Origin of the sequence: Streptomyces sp. NBC_00210 (assembly GCF_045160975.1) — a bacterium.
Taxonomy (GTDB): domain Bacteria; phylum Actinomycetota; class Actinomycetes; order Streptomycetales; family Streptomycetaceae; genus Streptomyces.
The window spans coordinates 415,261-436,236 of record NZ_CP108120.1 but is presented as its reverse complement, the minus strand read 5'-3'; the positions used below and the strand labels follow the sequence as shown (position 1 = coordinate 436,236).

Sequence of the window (20,976 nt, the reverse complement as noted above, 5' to 3'; positions counted from 1 at the left end):
CTCGGCGTCGCCATTGTCAGGGCGACCGGTAGCGCGCCGACCTCCTCGAGCATCCTCGTGTTCGCGCCGGTTCCTGAGACCACGTCGCCGCCGGAACAGTCCCGGTCGGCAGGAGCGGTACCACATCGGCCGGATCGGCGGCCCAGTGCAGGAACGCCAGGTCCAGCCAGGACTGGGTCATCAGCGGGCCGACGCCGGGGTGGGGCGAGTCGGCGGTTATGGACTGCGGAACACAGGGTGTGTGTCTCACCTCGTCAGCATCGCAGAATCCGCCCGGCACCCCGGCGCCCCGGAGAGTCCGCCGTCGGCGTGGGAACGGCCTCCACCGTGCGGGGCGGGAGGGGGCCCGGTCGCATCTACTGCAGCGCGTGCACCGCCGCTCTGAAGAGCCCCGGCGCGCGGTGTGCCGCCGGAACGATCAGGCGGGCCGTCCCGGAGTGCCGGGCCGCTCGCACAAGGCCCGCGGTGAGCACCCGGTGACGTCTTGTCAGCCGGGCCCAGTGTGCGGGGTAGTCCTGCGGGCGGTCGGCCGCCAGGCATGTGATCGCCGCCGCGGCCGTCGCCATGGCCAGGGCGATGCCTTCGCCCGTCAGAGCGTCGACGTAGCCCGCCGCGTCACCGATCAGCAGGACTCGCCCGGCCCGTGGGCTCCGCACCCGTTGGCGCAGCGGCCCGGCACCGCGTACTGCACCCACCCCCCGGCCCCGGAGCAGCGCGGCGAGGGCGGGAAACGCCGTCAGGTGCTCGTCGTGCGAGCGCCTTTCGCCGCTGAGTACGGCGACCCCCACCAGGCAGTCCCCGACCGGCGTCACGTACGCCTCTCCGTGTCGCGACCAGTGGACTTCGACGAAGTCCGCCCATGGGGTGATTCGAAAGTGGCGGCGCACACCGTAGCGACGCAGCTCACCCCCGGGAAGGGCCAGGCCGAGCTCGCGGCGAAGCGGGGAGTGCAGGCCGTCGGCGGCAATGAGCCAACGCGCCGTCAGCCCCGCCGCGCTGACCCGCTCGTGGTCCTGGCGGATCTCCCGCACCTTGCCCGGCAGGAGCCGTACTCCGAGTTCCAGAGCCCGTTCGTGCAGGGCGGCATGCAGAGCGGTCCGCCGCACGCCGAGCCCCGCGCGGTCCCTGAATTCCGCCTCCGCAATACGCGTTCCCTCGATGTAGCGGATGCCGCGAAGGTCGTGGCCGGGCACCTCGACACCCAGCGAACGCAGCGCCGCCACACCGCTGGGCATGATGCCCTCACCGCAGGCCTTGTCCACGGGAGCGGCGCGGGGTTCGACGACGACGGCTTCCATTCCCGCCCGTGCGGCATGGATCGCCGCCGCCAGACCCGCCGGGCCGCCGCCCGCCACCAGGAGGTCGATCACGTGCGTGCCTCCGCTGCCGCCGCGGCGGTGAGCGCCTGGTCCTCGCACCGAATGCGTACAGCCATCAGCGTCGCGTTCAGCAGGGTGAAGAGGACGGCGGTCACCCACGCACCATGGCACAGTGGCAGCGCGAGGCCCTCCGCGGCGACCGCGACATAGTTGGGGTGGCGCAGCCACCTGTAGGGCCCGCCGGTGACCAGGGGCAGGCCCGGTAGGACGATGACGCGGGTGTTCCACCGGTGTCCGAGCGTACGGATGCACCACCAGCGCAGCGCCTGCGCGGCGGCGACGACGACCAGCATGGTCCATCCGAGCAGCGGCTGGAACGGGCGGCCGGCCAGCCAGACTTCGGCCAGGCAGCCCGCCAGCAGGGCGGTGTGCAGGGCGACCATCGCCGGGTAGTGTGCGCTGCCGCTCTCCCTGCCGCCGCGGGCCAGGCTCCAACGGGTGTTACGCAGCGCCACGGCGATTTCGGCGCAACGCTCACCCGCGACCGCCAGCACCAGCGTGGTGTACCAGATCACACGTCCTCCGATCTACCAGCGCAGCAGCACGAGTTCGCAGCAGAATCCGGGGCCCATGGCCATCAGCAGGCCGGGTGTTCCGGGTTCGGGCCGCCGCTGCTCCAGCGTGTCCCGAAGGACGTACAGGACGGAGGACGACGACAGGTTCCCCACCTCGGCGAGCGAGCGCCAGGTCACGTCGAGAGCGCCTTCGGGCAGCGAGAGGGCCTCGGCGACAGCCTCCAGCACCTTGGGGCCGCCGGGATGGCACACCCAGTGGGCCACATCCTTGGGCTTGAGGCCGTGCTCCTCCAGGAACCCGTGGACGTCGTCGGCGAGATACCGGCGGACGACGTCGGGGATGGCCGCGTCGAGCACCACCTTGAAGCCGGAGCTCCGGATGTCCCAGCCCATCACATGATCGGTGTCCGGGTACATACGGCTGCGGGTCGCCACCACTTCGGGTCCGGCCTTCGTCGCCCGTCGCTCGCCGACGGCGACCAGGGCGGCTGCGCCGTCGCCGAACAGCCCGGTCGCCACCAGGTTGGCGGGAGTCGCGTCATTGCGCTGGAAGGTGAGGGAGCAGAGTTCGACCGAGAGCAGTACGGCCACATGGTCGGGCCAGCCGAGCAGGTAGTCGTGCAGCCGAGCCAGGCCGGCGGCTCCCGCGACACAGCCGAGGCCGAATACGGGCAGTCGTTTCACGTCGGGTCTCAGGCCGAGCCGCCCGACGAGGCGGGCGTCGATGGAGGGGGCGGCCACTCCGGTGACGGAGGCGAACATCAGCAGATCCACATCGGCCGGCCGCAGCCCCGCGGTGCGTAGTGCACCGCGTACCGCCTCGGTGCCCAGATCGGTGGCCGCACGGATGAAGACGTCGTTGGCGGCGCCGAGGCCGTCGAGCTCGGGATACCGTTCCAGCGGCAGCACCGCGTGCCGTGTGCGCACCTGCGCGTTCTCGTGGATCCGGTCAAGGACACGGCGGTCGGCCCCCGGGGGCAGGCAGATGCGAGCCACCATGTCGGTGACCTCGCGTTGGGTGTGGCGATGCGCAGCGAGGGAGCCGTGAACAGCTGCGATCCGGGTCATCCCGGTGATCGCTTCGGAGGCGTCATGGCCCATCTGTGCCCGCGCGTAGGGACGAAACACCGCAAATAACCCGTGCGGCGGTCACACGCATCCGGTGCGGTCCGCCTACCCTCGCCCGGTGGGCACTACGGACCAGCACTTGTCCGCCGCGGCCGCCTGGTCGTTCCGCCGCGCGGTGGGGCTCGCTCTGTCGTGTCATCCGGGGCCGGTGATCGCCGTGACCGTCCTCGCTGTCGGACTGTCCGTCAGTGCAGGCCTCGGCAGCGCCCGTTGTGCGCTGCTGGGCTCGGCCGTGCTGGCCGGACAGCTCTCGGTGGGCTGGTGCAACGACGCCTTCGACGCCCGACGCGATGCCGCGGCCGGCCGCCGCGGCAAGCCGGTGGCCGACGGTGCGGTGAGCCGGAGCGCGGTGTGGGCGGCGGCGCACGCGGCACTCGCGCTGTGTGTGGCACTGTCGCTGGCCTGCGGTGTGCTCGCCGGCGTCGTGCACCTGGCTGCGGTGGCCTCGGCATGGCTGTACAACCTGAGGCTGAAGGCCACGGCGCTGTCCTGGCTTCCGTACGTGTTCGCATTCGGCAGCCTGCCCGCGGTCGTCGCCCTGAGTCTGCCGGGCCGTCCCTGGCCTGCGTGGTGGGCGATGACAGCCGGAGCACTGCTCGGCATCGCGGCCCACCTCGGCGACGTACTCCCGGACATCGGCGACGACCTGGAGAGCGGAGTACGGGGCCTGCCGCACCGGCTCGGCATCACTGGCACCCGGCTGCTGCTGCCGGTCCCGCTGGTGGCAGCATCGGCGGTACTGGTACTCGGACCTGCGTGGCCGGCCGGCACCTGGGGAGTGGCCACGCTCGCCGCGGCGCCCCTGGCAGGGATCGCCGGTCTCGCACTCGGCCGGTACTGGCGCAAGGCGGCGTTCGCCGGGACGGTCGCCGTCGCGACGTCGGATCTGGCACTGCTCCTGGTGCGTGGTACCGGCCTTGCGTGACCGGGCCCCTGCGCGGGCGACTCGCCGACCGTATCCACCCGCTCGACGGTGAGCGCGGTCGGGGCACGGGGGTGAGTACGCACCTGCGTGGACGCGCGCATTCAACGCCGGCGGCTCCGTACCGATCGCGATCAGCGGCCCCGAGCGCAGCCCTCGGGCTCACAGGAATGGTCCGGCATCAGAAGGGAAGAAGCTGCACAATTAGGGGCATACGGAGCGGCACGCCTCACCCGGGCCCTGTGCGCCTCCCGAAGGGCGGAACCCGGCCGTGCCAGCCAGAGGAGCTGCGTACGCATGAGCGACGGGCCGAGCGAATCGACAGTCCCATCGGGCGCCAACTGGCGCGACCTGCTGCGGACCACAAGGCGGGCCCGCAGGCTGGCACGGCATATGCGCAGGGAGGCGCGCCGTGCGATGCCTTGGTGGCGCCGGGCGCTCCCCACCTGGCGGATGATGCTCGGTGGTCTGCTCACCGTGCTCCTTGTGTGCATCACCGCCTTCACCGCCCTCTACGTGAGCGTCCAGGTCCCGGGCCCCAACGCCGCCGCCGTGAGCCAGAGCAACATCTACTACTACGCCGACGGCGCTGAATTGGGCCGTACCGGCGCGGTCAACCGCGCAGCGGTGCCCCTCTCCGAGATCTCGGTCGACGTGCAGCATGCTGTCGTCGCCGCCGAGGACCGGACCTTCTACTCCAACCAAGGGGTGGACGTCCGCGGCATCCTGCGCGGAGCCTGGCGCACCGTCACGGGCAAGGGCCTGCAGGGCGGCTCGACGATCACCCAGCAGTACGTGAGGAGCTACTACCTCACCCAAGAACAGACCCTCCGCCGGAAGGTGAGGGAGGCCGTGATCGCGATCAAGGTCAATGAGACGCAGAGCAAGGAAGCCATCATGGCCGGGTATCTGAACACCAGCTACTTCGGCCGCAATGCCTACGGCGTCCAGGCCGCCGCACAGGCGTACTACGGCGTCCGCGCCTCACAGTTGAACGTCCAGCAGAGCGCCTACCTCGCGGCCCTGCTCAAGGCTCCCAGCATTTACGACGTCTCCACAGCGACCGGGGCGAACAGCGCCGCGGCCGTCGCACGCTGGAACTACGTCCTGGACGGCATGGTCGAGCTCGGCTACCTCAGCAGCGGTGAGCGTGCCACGATGGCCTTCCCCACGCCCAGGGCACCCCGCCCCACCCCCGGGGTCAGCGGCCAAGCCGGGTACCTCATAGACATCGCCCGCCGCTACCTCGTCGACAGCAAGATCATGGATGACGCCACACTCGCCTCGGGTGGCTGGCACATAACGACCACTTTCGTAAAGAAGAATCAGGACGCCATGGTCGAGGCGGTGAAGAAGGGACTGCGGCAGCTGCCGGACACCGGCAAAGCCAAAGCCATCCGCGTCGGCGCCGCGTCCGTGGACCCTTCCACCGGAAAGATCCTCGCTGCCTACGGCGGGCCGGGCTACGCCACGCAGCCCTACAACGACGCCATCCGCCACGACCTCCAGGCGGGCTCCACGTTCAAGCCGTTCGCCCTCGCCGCCGTGTTGGAGCACCACGCCACCACCCAGGACGGCCGCACCATCACCCCCAACACCCGCTACGACGGCACCAGCCGCCGCTGCGTCCAGGGCCTGCCACGAGGTCTGCACTACTGCCCACCCAACGAGGACGATCGTGACTACGGCCGGATCAGCCTGCGCAGCGCGATGATGAAGTCCGTGAACGCGGTGTACGCGCAGGTGGGCGCCGACGCGGGTCTGGCCGGCGTCCGAAGGGCCGCCATCGCCGCGGGCCTCCCCTCCACCACCCCCGACATGAGCGCCAACCCCGCCCTGGCCCTCGGCGTGGCAGCCCCCAGCCCGCTCGACATGGCCGAGGCCTACGCGACCTTCGACAATCACGGCCGGCGCATCGCCACGTGGTCGGTGCAGAAGCTCATCCGGGACAATAAGTCGTACGACCTTCCAGGTCACAAGGACATCCGGGCATTCTCCCGGGCCACCGCCGACCAGGTGACTTCGGTCCTGAAGGGCGTCGTCAGTGCGGAGGGCACCGGCTACGTGGCCACCGGCCTGGGCCGACCCGCCGCAGGCAAGACCGGCACCACGGACAGCAACCGCTCCGCTTGGTTCGTCGGCTACACGCCCCAGCTGACCACCTCGGTGGCCATGTTCGCCGAGGATCCCAAGTCCCATGTCCGGCTCTCTCTCGGCACCGCCGCGGGCACCAGCCGCGTCAACGGCGGCTCGTACCCGACAAGGATCTGGACCGCCTACATGGCCGCGGCCTTGAAGAACCTGCCGGTGAAGGACTTCCAGCTGGTGGCACCGACCGAGACTGAGAGCCCCACCACCGAGCCCGGCACCACGCCCGCGCCGACCGGGACGCAGACTCCCAGGCCCACCCCGCCCGCGCCGACCGTGACGCAGACTCCCACGCCTTCGCCGGGTCCGAGTACGCCGACGGTGGTTCCGTCCACGCCGTCGCCGGGTCCCAGTACACCGACGGCGATTCCGTCCACGCCTCAACCCGGTCCGAGTGCTCCGACGGTGGTTCCGTCCACGCCTCCGCCGGGACCGACACAACAGCCCGACGAGACCAGCACCACTCCCTCGTCCCAGGAACCCTGACCAGATGCTCCAGGACCTCCCTGCCGCGCGGCAGATACCGTGCGTTCGTCGGCCACACGCCGGACCACTGCTGAGACGCCAGAGCCGACCTTCACTCCTGGGGCATGCGCAGCGCGTTCATCCAGAGCCGGGTGAGGGTCTCCACCAGTGCCTCAAAGGGCACAGGCTGGTCGGCGGCGAAGGTCACGTACGCCATGCGGCTCACCATGGCACTCAGAGCCCGGGCGGTGACCGCCGGGTCGAGCGCCGGATCGGCAACTCCGGCTTCCTGGAGGCGGGTGATCGCTGCGGCGCTGCGGTCGATGAACGCCTGCGACCGCTGCAACCGCAGCTGCAGGAATCGCCGGTCCACGGCGGCGGCCTGCTCCATGGCGGCCATCAGCGCCGCGTTGCGGCGGTACGACTCCAGGTAGGCGCGGTTGGCGTCCTCCACCCCGCGCCGCAGCTCCCTTCCGCTGCCGCTGCTGACTCCCGCGTGCAGCATCTCGTCCTGCAACTCCGCCAGGACGGCGGCGAAGACCTCGTCCTTGGAGGCGAAGTGCGTGTAGAAGCTCCCGGTGGCGACGCCGGCCTCGGCCGCGATGTCGACGATCCGGGCGTCCAGGTAGCCGTCGCGCTCGAAGATCCGCCGCGCCGCGGCGACCAGGGCATCCCTGGTGCGCATCCCGCGCCGGGTGCGCCGGGGGACTGAGGACTCGGACGATGCGTGATCAGGGGAGGGCATGAGGCGCATCCTAGCCGACTATTGAATCCGAATCCGGATTCAAGTACGTTCCGGACCCATGGACACCACTGCCACTTCCAAGGGCTGGAACCTGCTCGTCGCCCGCGATGACCTCTCGACCACAGAACTGACCGAGGCGCCCGTCCCGGAGGTCCGGGACGGCGAGGCGCTGCTGCGGGTCGACCGGGTCGGCCTCACCGCCAACAACGTCACCTACGCCGCGCTCGGCGACTCCTTCCGCTACTGGGAGTTCTTCCCGACCCGGCCGGGCTGGGGCATCGTCCCGCTCTGGGGCTTCGCAGAGGTCGTCGCATCGCGGGTCGACGGCGTCGAGCACGGCAGCCGCCTCTACGGCTATTTCCCGTCCGGCAGCCACCTGCTGGTGCGTCCCGGGCGGGTGAACGAGCGCGGCTTCCGGGAGGCGAGCCCCCACCGGGCGACGCTGCCCTCCCCGTACAACGCCTATGCCCTGACCTCGGGCGATCTCGCATACGAGGCGGACCGCGAGGACCTCCAGATCCTCTACCGCCCGCTGTTCTGGACCTCCTTCATGCTGGCCGACTGGCTCGTCGACAACGCCTGGCTGGGCGCCCGCACTGCCGTCCTGTCCTCCGCGTCGAGCAAGACCGCTTACGGCGCCGCTTACCTGCTCCAAGGGCGGGGCTGCGAGGTGGTGGGCCTGACGTCCCGGCGCAACCTCGCCTTCACCGAGAGCCTGGGCTGCTACGACCGGGTGCTGACGTACGAGGACGCCCCCCAACTCTCCCCGGCCGAACCCACCCTGTACGCCGACTTCGCCGGCGACGAGGCCCTGACCGCCACGCTGCGCGCCCACCTCGGCGACGCGCTGGTGCACCACGTGGTCGTCGGCGTCACCAACCAGCAGCCCGGGCCGGCCGGCACACTCGCCGAGACCGGACCGGCCATGTTCTTCGCACCCGACCAGATGCGCAAGCGCCTCGGCGAGTGGGGGCGCGAAGGGCTGAACCGGCGCTTCGCCGACGCATGGCAGCGGTTCGCCCCCGTGGTCGAGGGGTGGGTCGACGTCGTCCACGATCACGGCCCCGAGGCCCTGGAAAAGGTCTGGCACGAGGTCCAGTCGGGGCGGACCGCCCCGCGCACCGGCCATGTGCTTGTTCTCTGACCGGATCCGTCATTCGTTCCAGGACTCTCCGTGGTCCGGACAGTGTGACTATGACGGCTGGCGGCCTTACAGGAGCCTGCTGGGGGCTGTACTCGGTGCGGACGCGTAGCGAGAGTGCGATCCAACTGCGACAGCGCTTCCTGCGGTTGGCGAAATCCCCGCGTCGCCCGTCGCCCTTCATCCCTCATCCCTCATCCCTCACCCGTCACGCAGTCCGTGGACGGAGTCCGGCGAGGACCAGGTCCACGGCCTGCTCCGCCCATTCCGGCTGACCGCCACGGCCGGCCATGTAGTCGGCGTAGAACGGCCCGAGGAGCGCGGAGGTCGCCGCTTCAAGGTCGGCGTCGGCGCGGACCTGCCCGGCCTCCCGTGCCTGTTCGAGTGCCTCCCGCAGCAGGGCGCGGCGGGGGAGTACGGTGCGTTCGCGCAGCAGGGCGAGGAGTTCGGGGGTATGGGGCTCCTCGGCCAGGCACGTGCCGATGAGTGCCATACCGTTCACGCGCTCGACCGTGGTGGCGAAGTCCCTCAGGATGTCGACGAGGTCGGTGCGGATGTCGCCGGAGGCGGGCGGGGCGTCTGCCATGCGGAGGCCGGCGAGAGCCGCGGTCAGCAGGTCGGCCTTCGTCTTCCAGCGCAGGTGGATGGTGGACTTGCTGACACCGGCGGCGGTCGCCACCTGATCCAGCGTCATGCGGACGTATCCCTGGGCGGCCAGCAGTTCCAGGGCTGCCCGCAGGATCGCCTCGTCCTTCTCGGCCGACCGTGGCCTACCGGCTCCTTTGGTGGTCTTCGTGTCGCGCATGATCGAAGGGTAGGCGACCGGTACGGCACCGTTCCGTTCGCCCATACGCAGCTCTCGGCCGGCGGCCTGTGTCTTCATGGCGCTCGCCTGCTCAGCCCGGTCCCGTTCGTAGGACGTAGGACGTAGGGCGTTGGGCGGAGGCCGCGGCGGATACGGGGATGTGTGCCGCGGCGCCCGCTCCGTCTGCGGGGTCAGGCGCTTTTGTGAGCGCCCTGGATGTGGAAGTTGAATGCGGCGTTTCCGAGGGCGCCGTACAGCCGCAGCCAGATCGGCAGCAGCATTTCGGTGCCGCGGGCGGTCTCGATACCGCCGAGGTCGATGACGCTGCCGGCCGGCCAGCCGAAGGAGGCCAACAGCTCCGTTACGGCTTCCTTGGCGCCGGCATCTTCGCCTGAGACGAAGACGTTGTGCTCGCCGGGGACGGAGGCCGGGTTGACCATGATCGAGCAGTTCATGGTGTTGAGAGTCTTGACCACGCGGGCGTCGGGGAAGGCGCGCTGGACCTGCTCGCCGAGGCTGTCCGTGTTGACCGGGTTCAGGGTGGGCGGCATGCCCCGGGAGAAGTCCATCGGATTGGCGATGTCGACGACCACCTTGCCGGCCAGGTTCGCGGCGCCCGCGGCCCGCAGGGCGTCGAGCGCGCCGGCGCCTGATGTGGTGTTGAGGACCGTCTCGCCGAAAGCGGCGGCCTCGGCGAAGGTCTGAAGCCGCACGTCGCTGTGATCGGCGTGCCAGGCGGCGAACGGCGGGTTGCCCATACCGTCCGGTTCCGTGCGGGCGAGGGTCGCCTGCGGGTCGCGGGTCCCGATGACGACCTCATGGCCGAGGGAGACGAGCTTGGCGGTGAGAGTCCGGCCGACGATGCCGGTGCCGAGAACGGCGTAACGCATGACGTGAGGTCCCTTCCGGAAGGCTGGACGCAGAGCGTTCGTGCGGCCTGAGTAAAATCTAAACCGAGTCGTTCGGTATTTCAATCCGGTCCGTTGTCGAGCATGGATTGCAACGGCCTTGGTAACCGAGGGCTGCCGGGTGCAGCGCGTCGGCCCCGGTGCTCAGGCAAGCAGGCCGCGATCCTTTGGGCCGCGCTGCAGCTGCCGACCGAGCGGGGTTTCACCCGGATGCCGAGCTAGCCGAGGCAGACCCGGCCGGTCTGCGCTCCTGCGGGGACGACCCGCACCGGGGCCGGGGCCTTCATGCCCATCCGGCCCCACCCTCGGCACGACCTGCGCACGCCTGCCCGTGGCACGCTCGCAGACAGGCGGGCTGCGGTGGCACCGAACACAGAGCCGCTGCTCGGCCAGCGGCAGGACGAGCATCAACGCGCCGGGGGCGAAGGCTGCCAGTGGGACGGCCAGCACCCAGACCGGAGGCCTCGGAGGGTCGTCACTGTTGGGGACGGTCGCTGTCACTGTGGGCGCTGGTCGGCGGAGCCGAGCATGAACGCCGACGCCGGAGTGCCCAATTGGCGGCGGCGAAGACGAATGCGGCACCGAGTGCACCGAGAAACTCCGGCAGTGCGGCAGCGAGCACATGCATCACGTCACCGCCGTGGTGCGCCTGGCAGCGCCCGGGCGCTGCCAGCACAGCGAGATGTCTTGGTCGCTTGCCGCCGCCTGGCTGAGCACGGCAACCCAGAACAGCCGGGGCTCGATCCGAAGAACAGGTACGGCGGGCCGTCGGGCTCGCGGCCTGGTCTCGTCGGCGCAGGCTGTCGATCCCTCTGCTTGTCCCGGCGGCGTGTCACTGTCGCTTGCGGCCATGTTTCCTCCTGGAGTTCCCAGTCGCCCTGCCGGCCCGGTGAAGGCGTGCTGCTGCGAGTCGGCAGGGCGTTGCAATGTGGGTCTGGACGTACTTCAACTGTGGTTCTGCAAGTACGGCGGCCTCGTCCCTTTGTGCGGGACCGGGCTTGTGATGCCGTTGCCGCACTCAGGTCAGCCAGGCTCACCGCACTCGTACAACGGCAGCGATCCGAGGCCGGCCTTGGTGCGGTTCCCGTGTACGTCTTTCGCCATCGCGGACAGCTCCAGCTGCACTGTCTCCAAGGGTTTGGGGCCCGTCCGGTACGCCGGGACGTCGAATCGGACGCTGCCGCCGTCCAGGACCCCGTCGGTCGAGAAGTAGGTCCCGTCAGTGGGGTGCTTGATGGTCAGCGACACGTACGCGACCCCCGACGGATCCGACACGGCCACCCACACGCTGTAGGTCGCGGGCGTCCCCGGGCCGCAGGTTTGCATCAGCGAGCCGTGATTGTCCACGACCTGCTGCGCAACTGCGCTGGTGCTGATCTGAGCGAGGCTGACGCTGGGGCCGGTGCGGTCCTCTGGCGGGACGTCCGTGCCGCCGTTGTCTGTTCCGCCGTTGTCTGTTGCGCGGTTGTCGGTGCCGCCGTTGTCCGTGCCGCGGTTGTCGGTGCCGCGGTTGTCCGTGCCGCGGTTGGCGGTGCCGCCGTTGTCGGCGCTGTGGTTGTCCGTGCCAGCGTTGTCCGTCCCGCCGTTGTCCGTGCTGTGTTTGTCGGTGCTGTGGTTGTCCGTGCCGGCGTTGTCCGTGCCGCCGTTCCTCGTGCCGCCGCCCTCTTGCGGTTTCGGATCGTTGCCGGGCACCCCCTCGGTGCTGTCGCCCGGGTCGGTGGGGGTGCCTACGCCCGGCACCAGTCCCTGCCACGGCAGACCGATGTTCGGTTCGCCCTTGTCGACGACTACACCGATGAGGAGTCCGGCAACAACGCCCGCTCCGATCGTTTTGGCAACACGACGCGTCAGGCCAAGCGAAGTCCGCCCCGGACGCACGGGCGGGGAAACCGCGCCGAGCACGTCCTGGTGGACGGCCCGGGTCCGCACGCGGGCGCGGCCGGTCCCTGCATCGCCAGAGGTGTCCGGATTGTCGGCACCCCGGTCCTTCTGCCCTTCCGTCTTTGCCTGATTCTCCAGCCGCACCTCATCGCAGATGCTGCGCATCCGGTCGCGCAGCTCCGGAGACGGCAGCAGCGCCCCCAGCGCGGGCAGCTTCTGGCTCTTGCGCAGTTCTTCATGATGTTCTCTACACGCGTCCTCGCAGCCCCGGAGATGTAGCAGCACGTTCTCCACCACATCCGGCGTGACCGAGACCGCTGCCGCGTCCGGCTTTCCGGCGGGCTCGTCACCGCCGACACCTGCGCGCCTCCTGGGCTTGAAGATGGCCTGCAGCTCCGGGCACGTCTGGCGCTCCGGCTGCGACATGTGCAGCACTAGGACGTGTTTTAGAACTGGGCTCCTGGCCACGCCTCATGCCGTGATGCTCTCGGTGTGGGGCGTGGGGATCTCTCAGATGGCCAGTGGGCAGTGCTGGAACCGTTGTTGCCGGTCGCGGGGGTGGGCAGACCTTCAGCGTGTCGGCGGAGGTTGATCGACGGGATCCGGTGGCGGGTGCGGACCGGTGCCCCGTGGCGGGATCTGCCTGTGGAGTACGGGCCGTGGCAGACGGTCTATGGGCTCTTTCGCCGCTGGCAGCGCGATGGTGTCTGGTCGGTGGTACTGACCGGGTTGCAGGCTCGGGCCGATGCCGCCGGGCTGATCACGTGGGAAGTGAACGTCGACTCCACGATCTGCCGGGCTCATCAGCATGCGGCCGGTGCCCGCCGGGACGGGCAAGCCCAGAAGGAACCGCCGGGCGGGATGGGGGCCGAGCCCGACGACCACGGCCTGGGCCGGTCCCGGGGTGGCTGGACCACCAAGATTCATCTGGCCTGTGAACAGGGCCAGCGGCCGTTATCGCTTCTGGTCACCGCCGGGCAGCGCGGTGACAGCCCACAGTTCGTGGCTGTCCTGGAAGCCATCCGGGTACCTCGGCTGGGGCTCGGGCGTCCCCGCAGTCGGCCGCTGCGGGTGCGGGGCGACAAGGCCTATTCCTCGCGCACCAACCGTGCCTATCTCCGTCGGCGCGGGATCCGCTGCACCATCCCGGAACCGGCCGACCAGGCAGGCCACCGCAAGCGCCGTGGGACGAATGGCGGGCGTCCCCCGGTCTTCGATCACGAGGATTACAAGGCCCGGCACGCGGTCGAATGCGGTATCAACCGGCTCAAGCGCAATCGGGCGGTGGCCATGCGGTTCGACAAGCTCGCCGTTCGCTTCGAGGCCACCGTCCATGTCGCCGCCATCAACGAATGGCTGTGACCTGCCGACGGTGTCGGCCCCGCATGCCATGCTGAACGGCGGTCACAGCCCAGCATGTTGAGGGGAGACAGTCCGATGGGGGCTCGGTACTACTGCGGCGACAGCGAGAACGGCGACCACTTCGACGACCCGTCCGAAGACGCACTGTTCATGCTGATCGACGACCTCAACGACACGGACAACACCTTCGTCGTCATCCAGCCCGACGAGGACGACCCGGCCTGGTTCGCCTCGGTCGCCGTCCTGGACGAAGGCGGTTACGAGGTCGTCCGCCGTGACACCACCCACCGCGAGCACGAGGTCACCACCGAAACCAGCATCGGCCGGATCGCGAGCAACCTCACCATCTGGATGGCCGCCCGCGACCTCTCCGGACGGCCAAACAGGCAGATCAGCGAGTTCTAAAACACGCCCTAGTAGTGCGTCCTGTGCTCGCTGCCGCGCCCTCTGCTGTTTCTTGCGGTATGTGCTCGTGCTGATTCCCAGGGCCCGGGCTTGCTCCTCGGTGGATGCCCCCGTCCACACCCCGGTCAGCGTCTGCCACATGACGTCCTGGTCCGTCGGCTTCAGCGCTTCCAAGAGGTCGTCCCAGATCGTCACGGTGGCCAGATGCTCCTCGGCCTCCCGCGCTGACGCCAGCTCCCGGGGCCCTGGAAGCAGGCCGATCAGCTCTGGCTTCGACCCTGCTTCCAGCAGATTCCGGTGTTCCGTGGCTAAGCGGCGGTATTCCGACACGGCCCTGTTCTCGACGACCTTCTTCAGCCAGGGCTCCAGGCGCTCGATCGGCTTGTCGTACCGCGCCAGCGCGGAGAATGCCTGAGAGACGACATCCTCAGCCAGATCTGGCCATCGACGCAGCTTGCTGCGTGCCTGGGACAGCAGCCGGGGAGCGTACTGGTCCAGCAGGCTCTTCCCGGCCTCCCAGTCACCCATCCGAAAGCGCTCAATGACTTCGTGGTCGTTCTCCGCCACAGGTTCCCGCCTCTCCCGTCGCCGACGGTCCGTGCACGCCGCCCCTCGAGGCGTGCTCTCGGTGACTCCGTCGCGCGAGCCGCCCAAGTTGGGACACTTCGCACCTAGATTCTTTGCGGGAATCTCACCGTCCCGATCGCTGCCCCATCCCATCCTGTCGCTGCGACGCCTCGGCGACCCTCAATCCGCGGCGCGGACGAACTTCACTCATCGAGAAGCCCGGTCACGGTGTAGACGCATGGCATCAGCGACGGTCATCTCCGGCCTCGGGTTCGGGCTGGGTGGGCGTGATCTCCGGCTGAGCGGCTGCGGGAGGAGGCCGAGCGGGTGCAGGCCGCTCGCAGCGCCGGCCGGCTTAAGGCAGTTGGGCGGCGTCCGGCAAGGCGGCCGCTCAGGACCGTCAAGTCCGTCCCGTTCGACGTCGTTTGGGGGCACGCCCTGAAGGTCGCTCACCCGAAGAGGTGACCGAAACCTTATGGACCCAGCCCGAAAGGTTCACGGCCATCCCCTACTCCTCGGTAGACGGCGGGTTTGGCGCTCTGCTGGCATGGTCCTGCGCCTCAAGATCGCTGGAAATTGCTCCCCGCGTCACAGACCAGCCTTCGTGGCCGTGAACTCGTCCCCGGAACACCAGAAAAGAGAACCCGCCGTTGCCGCCGCTGCCGACCGTCGAAGAGCTGGTTGCCGAGTACGAGCAGGAGCGGCCGATGCGGCGGCTCTCGCCGATTGTCAGTGCCGTGGTGTCCGCGGTCTGCGCCGCGCTTTCGGTCTTCGCACTGTGCACGGTCTTCTTTCCGCTGGAAGAGGGTTCCCAGTACTACGTCACCGTCTTCCTCGCCGTGGCGCTGCCGCTCTGTTTCCTGACGCACCGCGCGGGCGTGCGCAGCGCGGCCTTCCGGCTGCCGTGGCGTCGCTCGACGGGGGCGGGTCCGGGCGACGGGCGGCACGGTACCGGTGTCGAAGAGCCCCGTGGCGACGATCCGGGGGTCGTCGACTGGGTGCTGGCCGCGGTCGCCGTGGTGGTCTGCGGGTATCCGCTCCTCGACTTCGACGGGTTCCTCGAGCGGCGGCAGCTTCCCACCGTTCTCGACACCGTCGTTGCACTGGTACTGCTCCTGCTGGTCCTCGAGGCGTGCCGGCGGACCACCGGGTGGGTGCTGCCGGCGTTCTGTGCGGGCTTCCTGCTCTACGCCTACTACGGGGGTCTGCTCCCGTACGAGTGGTCGCTGGCGCACGGGGGCCTCGACGTTGACGCGATCCTTGCCAACCTCTTCATGGGCGCCGACGGGTTCTACGGGATGCCGCTCAAGGTGGCGGCCGGTTACATCGTCTTGTTCACGCTCTACGGAACCGTGCTGGAGCTGTCGGGCGCCGGGAGGTTCTTCATCGACGTGTCCTTCGCCGCGTTCCGCGGGTCCCGCAGCGCACCTGGCCGGACCGTGACGGCCGCGGGCCTGCTGATGGGCACCGTCTCCGGTTCCGGCACCGCAACGGCGGTCAGCCTCGGCTCGGTGGCGTGGCCGTTGTTGCGCAGGGCCGGTTACTCGCCGGAGAAGGGCGGGGGAGTGCTCGCCGCCGCGGGGATCGGGGCGATCCTGTCGCCGCCCACCCTCGGGGCCGCCGCCTTCGTCATCGCCGAGTACCTACGGGAGAGCTACGTCACGGTGCTGATCTACGCCACCGTGCCGACGCTCCTGTACTACCTCGGCATTCTGCTGGCGATCGAGATCGACGCCCGCAAAAACCTCAACGAGACGGTGGAGGACGAGCGCCGATCGCCTTGGCGGCTGCTGGTGAGGTTCGGCTACCACTTCCTCTCGCTCTTTCTGATCGTCGGCTTCATGGCGGCGGACCTGCCACCCTTCAAGGCGGTGGTATACGCGACGGCGGTGCAGTTCGCGCTGTCGTTCCTCGACCCTGCCCACCGGTTGACCCCACGACGGCTGTACCAGGCGCTGGCGCAGGGCACGAGGTCGGTGCTGCCGGTGGTCGCCACGTGCGCTGCCGCGGGGATCATCGTCGCCGTCGTCACCGAGACCGGGCTCGGCCTGAACCTCGCGTCGATCATCGTGGACGCTGCGGGCGCCCTCGGCAGCGATCCGGTCGTGAAGCTCACGCTGACGGCGCTCTTTGCGGCTGTCTCGGTCTCGATCCTCGGACTTGCCGTGCCGGTGACCGCGTCGTTCATCATCTCCGCGGTGATCATCGCACCGGCGATGACCTCCCTCGGCGTCACTGCGCCAGAGGCGTACATGTTCATCTTCTACTACGCCGTGCTGTCCGAGGTGACCCCGCCCACGGCGTTGGCGGCCGCGGCGTCCGCGGCCGTCACCGGCGGCAGTCCGATGCGGACGATGAACGAGACCTGGAAGTATTCCCTGCCCGCGTTCTTGATCCCGTTCTCGTTCGTGCTCACCGACAATGGCGCGCATCTGCTGGGCCAGGGGTCTTTCGCGGACATCGCCTGGGTCACCTGCGTCTCCGCGCTCGCGGTCGCCGCGCTCGCGGCCGCCACCGGCGGCTGGATGCTCGGGCCGAGCACTCCGGTCGAACGTGGCCTCTGCGCCGTCGCGGCACTCCTTCTGCTGTACCTCGAGCCCGTCTCGCTGATCGCCGGCTCGGCGCTGTCGGCGGTCGCGCTCGGCACCCATGTGGTCCGCCGTCGCCTGGCAGCGCGAAGGCGCTGCGCCGCGGAGGCGGCCATTGCTGAAGTTCCTCTGATGAAAGGCAGCTCCACCCCATGAACATGCGTCCTCGTGCCCTGGGCCTTGCCGCCGCGGTTGCGGCCCTGGTCCTCACTGCCGCCGGTTGCGGCGGAAAGCAGCACGACCAGGCGGGCAAGGATGCCGGCGGCGGTCGGATCACGATCGCGACCGGCAATACCACCGGGGTCTACTACCAACTCGGGGGCGGTCTGGGCAAGTTGATCTCGGACAACATCGAGGGCTACCGTGCCACCGCAACCGCCACCGGCGGCTCCGTGCAGAACATCCAGGGCGTCGTCGCGGGCGACTACGACATCGGCTTCTCCCTCCTGGACACCGCCGGTGACGCGGTCCGCGGCGACGGTTCCTTCACCACGCGGCAGCCGGTGGAGGCGCTCGCCCGGCTCTACCCGAACTACACCCAGGTGGTCGTCCGGGCCGACTCCGGAATCAGGTCGCTGGCGGACATGAAGGGCAAGCGGATCTCCACCGGAGCGCCCGGCTCCGGCACCGAGGTCATTGCCAAGCGTCTCCTCGCCGCAGGCGGGCTCGACATGAACAAGGACGTACGGGCACAGCGCCTGCAACTGCCCGAGACCGTCGACGCCATGAAGGACGGCACGGTGGACGGCCTGTTCTGGTCGGGCGGCGTGCCCACCGCAGGAATCACTGACCTCACCACCACACTGGGCGACAAGGTGCGCTTCCTCGACATCACCCCGCAACTGCCGGCGCTGCGCAAGGAGTACGGCGACGTCTACCAGCGGGGCGCGATACCTGCCTCCGCCTACAAGCAGCCTGCCGACGTCCCGACCGTGGTCGTGCCCAACGTGCTGCTGGTGAAGAAGGGCTTCGACCCGGAACTGGCCAGGAAGATCATCAACGTGCTCCTCGACCACCAGCCGAATCTGGTGCAGGTGAACCCGGCCGCCAAGGAGATCAGCGCCGGCGACGCTCCCAAGACCACGCCGCTGCCCCTGAATCCGGGTGCCAAAGCCGCGCTGGCGAACCGCACCGTCAAGGCCTGAGCCCGGCGTCGGGTAAGTGCAGGGCGTCCGGCCGCCGACGCCCTGCACCACCGACATTGTGTCGTCTCTGCGGTGGAGGTGCCGGTTGCCGCCGGTGATGGGGTTGCTGGAGCAGCGGGAGTTGGCCGCCTGGCAGCGGGTGGAGTTGCTGCGGGATGAGGTGGCCCGGCTTCTTGCCGTGCTGGGGGTGCGGGGCTGTCTGGATCGCTCGCCGCTGCCCTGGCCGGTCTGGTGCGCCGCCCGGGCCGCCGCACAACAAGGCCTGACCCGGGGTCGGAATGCCTGCGCCGAGGACCGGATGCCCCGGCCCCCAGGGCACCCGAGTGGCCCGCGGCGCGTCGCGGTCCACCCGGGCCACCAGGCATAAAACGAGGGTGATCGTGTGCGCGTTGCCGGCCGTCGGGGGACGGGTGGAGTAGGCGAGGCGATGCGCCGTCGAAAGCGCGCCGCCCCGGTCCCGCCTGAGCCATCCGCCGGATTCAGTCGTCCTCCGGCATAGGTGCGGGCCGGCCCCCTTTCGTCCGTTCCGGTGTCCAGTAGTCCTGGACCTCTTGTGGACTCTGCCGCCCCTCGCTGCCGGTGGTTCTGGGGTCCGGCTGGTGCTCGCGGCCCCGGTCGGCCGTGGCGGTACGCCATGCGACTGTCGCCGCGACAGCGGCCAAAAGGACGCCCACGACTCCCCATCGGCGCGAGCTACTGTGACCCATGGGACCGCTCCTTGTCAGGAGGTCAGGTGACGCTGCCCTGGGCGTCGAACATGCCCTTGACCGCGTCGTCGAAGTAGGAACTCCGGTTCCAGCCGCCCGAGGAGATCGTACTCATCGCCCCGTTCACGTTCCCCAGGCCGTTGGCGTCGTTGAACTCCCGCAGCCACGGTCCGCCGCTGGATCCGGGGCCGAAGTCACACTGAAGTTCGATGCGCCCGTCGCTCACTCCGCGCGTGGTGCCCTGGCAGGCCCATTGGAGCTCGCCGTTGTCGCGGTTGCCCGGGTAGCCCATCACGGTCATCGCCTGGTTGCGCGAGTAGTTCCAGCTCAGGCCGTGACCGCCGGTGACGTTGACGATCTTGTTGCCGTTGAGGGGCCAGGTGGTCACCATGGCCACGTCCCGGCCGAGGTCGCTGCTGCTGATCCAGGAGTTGAAGGTGCGGAACTGTTTGGCGGCGTAGGTGCCGAACGGGCGGGCGCCCGAGCGGTAGCGCGGTACGTAGACCCAGTTGGTCATCCACGTGCCGCCGCTGCCGCCGTGGACGCAATGCCCTGCTGTGATGAGCATCTGTTTGGAGGCGCTGTTGAGAGCGCTGGCAGAACAGGCGTAGTTGAGTCCGTTGCTGGGATTGGTGAAGTACACCTTGCCCACCGCTGCGGATTCGTTGACCAGCGTCCGCTTGGCGTCCGACCGCGCTCGGGCCGGCGAGGTCGATCCCGGCCGGCCGGTGGGTCCGGCCTTGCCGCGGACTGCCTGCGGCGCATCCTTCACGTTGAGCGGGATGGCCTTGCTCATCCGCTCAGGCGTCCAGTAGCGGGACAGCGCGGCGGCTGCCGTCGAATCGACCGGCGTGCCGTTGGAGAGTCGTGCCGTGGGACTGGCGGTGGTCGCGGCCCCGGCGGGCACGGCGGCGGGTCCGGAACCGGAGTCGGCGGGTCCCGCCAAGGCGGGACCCGCCCCGGCCAACGCCAGTAACGCGGTGGTGGCCAGCGGCAGAAGCGCGTGTCTCAGGCTGCGCATAGGTGGTACCCCCAATGGTTGAATCGTGCGCACATTGCGGCAATTTCGCCCTCAATTGTGCGGAGCAGAGCGACCGTAGGTCCGGAAAGTGCCCGCGGGATAGTAAGAAATGAGCCCGTCCGCTCATTCGTATGGACAGCTGCGGATTTCGGACGGAGCGGATTCATCGGTTTCCCTTTGAATGCATGTGTGCTGGGCGTCGACGAGTGCACTTGCTACGGGCCCGGCCCCCTGTCTGCGCAATCACGCATAGCTTCCGGTTTTGCGGCAGCACACGGCGTACTTGGCCTGATCTGTTGCGTCAGCCTTTGGCAACCTGGGAAACGTCCACGAATGACCTGAAGAGTTAACAACCGCTGCCGCGGCGCTACTTGCCGTGCCCCTTGCCCTGCTAGTGCTGCGCCCCTGAAGGTTTACGGTGTCTGACGCACGGTAGCCGCGCCCGGCGCGACCGGTTCGGCGATCCCCTGGCCCCGCGAGCAGTCGGCCAGGGCGGTCTTTCCCGCGCCGCCGGGACCGTAGGCGGCTCGGCTACCTCCCGCTGCTGTGTTTCCTGGCGAATACCGGCGAGGGCATGTCCGGGCCGCGGATCATGCCGGACCGCGCGGCGGACCGAGGTGACCGAGGCGACAGAAGCGACGGGGGAGAGGCCGCGGCCGCCCCCGTTCAGCGCTCTGTCGTCCACCACCTGCTGGGCGGCACGACCTCGGATAGATTCCCTCGCGCGCTGCGGCGGTCGATGCCGCCTCCGCCGGATGGCGGTGTGGCCAGCGTGGTCCCGGCACGGTAGCCGGGCACCACGATCAGATCCTCGGGCCCGAGCTCTGGCCAGTCCCCACCCACTGGTCCGCTCGAGATGTGCGCGTTGCGTCCCTGCCACACGCTGTAAGCATGACCAACGATGCTCAAGAGGCGTTCCACTCCGCACCCATCGTCGTCCTCGGCGTCGTGCCGGGCGACCCTCCGTACCGCCTGGTGGAGATCAACGGGGAGGTTGCCGGGCCTGCCTACAACATGGTGGATGTGATCAGGCTTGCGCACCAGGCTGGGATGCCCCATCCCGACCTCGACGATCCCGCGGTCGTGAGATGGGTCGGCGGAGGCACGTACAAGTGGGTCCCCTGAGCGGCCGGGTTTCTGGCGT

18 protein-coding genes and 2 pseudogenes are annotated in these 20,976 nt (G+C 69.4%); 8 read left to right on the top strand and 12 right to left on the bottom strand.

The window, feature by feature from the left end; translation table 11 throughout:
• Positions 1–91: 91 nt before the first annotated feature.
• The 4 genes and pseudogenes from OG729_RS02255 to OG729_RS02240 form a co-directional block, all read right to left on the bottom strand.
• A pseudogene (locus OG729_RS02255) lies at positions 92–220 on the bottom strand (DUF2071 domain-containing protein); the annotation flags it as partial.
• 136 nt (positions 221–356) lie between these two features.
• A complete protein-coding gene (locus OG729_RS02250; RefSeq protein ID WP_405803920.1) occupies positions 357–1,370 on the bottom strand; it encodes an NAD(P)/FAD-dependent oxidoreductase in 1,014 nt (337 codons plus the stop codon).
• A complete protein-coding gene (locus OG729_RS02245; RefSeq protein WP_405803919.1) occupies positions 1,367–1,894 on the bottom strand; it encodes an isoprenylcysteine carboxyl methyltransferase family protein in 528 nt (175 codons plus the stop codon). Before OG729_RS02245 ends, OG729_RS02250 begins: the two co-directional genes overlap by 4 nt.
• A gap of 12 nt (positions 1,895–1,906) precedes the next feature.
• Positions 1,907–2,962 (bottom strand): type III polyketide synthase, encoded by a 1,056-nt coding sequence (locus OG729_RS02240; RefSeq protein WP_405811012.1) that lies wholly within the window; start codon positions 2,960–2,962, stop codon positions 1,907–1,909.
• Positions 2,963–3,080: 118 nt separating this feature from the next.
• Here OG729_RS02240 and OG729_RS02235 point away from each other — a divergent pair, with 118 nt between their 5' ends.
• A complete protein-coding gene (locus OG729_RS02235; RefSeq protein ID WP_360882935.1) occupies positions 3,081–3,947 on the top strand; it encodes a UbiA family prenyltransferase in 867 nt (288 codons plus the stop codon).
• A gap of 294 nt (positions 3,948–4,241) precedes the next feature.
• The gene (locus tag OG729_RS02230) at positions 4,242–6,578 is read left to right on the top strand and encodes a transglycosylase domain-containing protein (RefSeq protein ID WP_405803918.1); all 2,337 of its coding nucleotides are present in this window, start codon (positions 4,242–4,244) and stop codon (positions 6,576–6,578) included.
• Positions 6,579–6,669: 91 nt separating this feature from the next.
• Here OG729_RS02230 and OG729_RS02225 read toward each other — a convergent pair whose 3' ends face one another.
• Entirely contained in the window at positions 6,670–7,302 is a 633-nt protein-coding gene (locus tag OG729_RS02225) for a TetR/AcrR family transcriptional regulator (RefSeq protein ID WP_405803916.1), read from the bottom strand.
• Positions 7,303–7,360: 58 nt separating this feature from the next.
• Here OG729_RS02225 and OG729_RS02220 point away from each other — a divergent pair, with 58 nt between their 5' ends.
• Positions 7,361–8,446 (top strand): DUF2855 family protein, encoded by a 1,086-nt coding sequence (locus OG729_RS02220; protein WP_405803914.1) that lies wholly within the window; start codon positions 7,361–7,363, stop codon positions 8,444–8,446.
• A gap of 205 nt (positions 8,447–8,651) precedes the next feature.
• Here the strand turns inward: OG729_RS02220 and OG729_RS02215 are convergent, their stop codons facing one another.
• From OG729_RS02215 to OG729_RS02200, 4 genes are all read right to left on the bottom strand, one after another.
• Positions 8,652–9,248 carry a TetR/AcrR family transcriptional regulator gene (locus OG729_RS02215; protein WP_360882923.1) on the bottom strand — a complete coding sequence of 199 codons (597 nt, stop codon included), beginning with the start codon at positions 9,246–9,248 and terminating at the stop codon, positions 8,652–8,654.
• Between the two features lie 191 nt (positions 9,249–9,439).
• Complete coding sequence (locus tag OG729_RS02210) at positions 9,440–10,138, bottom strand: NAD(P)-binding domain-containing protein (protein ID WP_360883970.1); 699 nt, start codon at positions 10,136–10,138, stop codon at positions 9,440–9,442.
• A 645-nt stretch (positions 10,139–10,783) separates the two neighbouring features.
• Positions 10,784–11,008, bottom strand: a complete 225-nt coding sequence (locus OG729_RS02205) for a hypothetical protein (protein WP_405803912.1) — start codon at positions 11,006–11,008, stop codon at positions 10,784–10,786.
• A 171-nt stretch (positions 11,009–11,179) separates the two neighbouring features.
• Positions 11,180–12,463 carry a hypothetical protein gene (locus OG729_RS02200; RefSeq protein ID WP_405803910.1) on the bottom strand — a complete coding sequence of 428 codons (1,284 nt, stop codon included), beginning with the start codon at positions 12,461–12,463 and terminating at the stop codon, positions 11,180–11,182.
• A 66-nt stretch (positions 12,464–12,529) separates the two neighbouring features.
• On the opposite strand from OG729_RS02200, the gene OG729_RS02195 reads away from it, so the two are divergent.
• Both OG729_RS02195 and OG729_RS02190 read left to right on the top strand, forming a co-directional pair.
• Positions 12,530–13,399, top strand: a complete 870-nt coding sequence (locus OG729_RS02195; RefSeq protein WP_405803909.1) for an IS5 family transposase — start codon at positions 12,530–12,532, stop codon at positions 13,397–13,399.
• Between the two features lie 75 nt (positions 13,400–13,474).
• Complete coding sequence (locus OG729_RS02190) at positions 13,475–13,804, top strand: hypothetical protein (protein ID WP_405803908.1); 330 nt, start codon at positions 13,475–13,477, stop codon at positions 13,802–13,804.
• Between the two features lie 24 nt (positions 13,805–13,828).
• On the opposite strand, the pseudogene OG729_RS02185 reads toward OG729_RS02190, so the two are convergent.
• Positions 13,829–14,332: pseudogene (locus tag OG729_RS02185) on the bottom strand (RNA polymerase sigma factor); the annotation flags it as partial.
• Between the two features lie 689 nt (positions 14,333–15,021).
• Between OG729_RS02185 and OG729_RS02180 the strand changes: the two are divergent.
• Complete coding sequence (locus OG729_RS02180; protein ID WP_405803907.1) at positions 15,022–17,115, top strand: TRAP transporter permease; 2,094 nt, start codon at positions 15,022–15,024, stop codon at positions 17,113–17,115.
• Positions 17,112–18,104: a TAXI family TRAP transporter solute-binding subunit gene (locus OG729_RS02175; RefSeq protein WP_405803905.1), complete on the top strand. Its 993-nt coding sequence runs from the start codon at positions 17,112–17,114 to the stop codon at positions 18,102–18,104. The genes OG729_RS02180 and OG729_RS02175 overlap by 4 nt, the downstream gene beginning before the upstream one ends.
• A gap of 479 nt (positions 18,105–18,583) precedes the next feature.
• On the opposite strand, the gene OG729_RS02170 is transcribed toward OG729_RS02175, so the two are convergent.
• Both OG729_RS02170 and OG729_RS02165 read right to left on the bottom strand, forming a co-directional pair.
• On the bottom strand, positions 18,584–18,811 hold the full coding sequence (locus tag OG729_RS02170) for a hypothetical protein (protein ID WP_360883954.1): 228 nt from the start codon (positions 18,809–18,811) through the stop codon (positions 18,584–18,586).
• Between the two features lie 22 nt (positions 18,812–18,833).
• Positions 18,834–19,832 (bottom strand): trypsin-like serine peptidase, encoded by a 999-nt coding sequence (locus OG729_RS02165; protein ID WP_405803903.1) that lies wholly within the window; start codon positions 19,830–19,832, stop codon positions 18,834–18,836.
• Between the two features lie 891 nt (positions 19,833–20,723).
• On the opposite strand from OG729_RS02165, the gene OG729_RS02160 reads away from it, so the two are divergent.
• The gene (locus OG729_RS02160; protein WP_360883949.1) at positions 20,724–20,957 is read left to right on the top strand and encodes a hypothetical protein; all 234 of its coding nucleotides are present in this window, start codon (positions 20,724–20,726) and stop codon (positions 20,955–20,957) included.
• Positions 20,958–20,976: the final 19 nt, after the last annotated feature.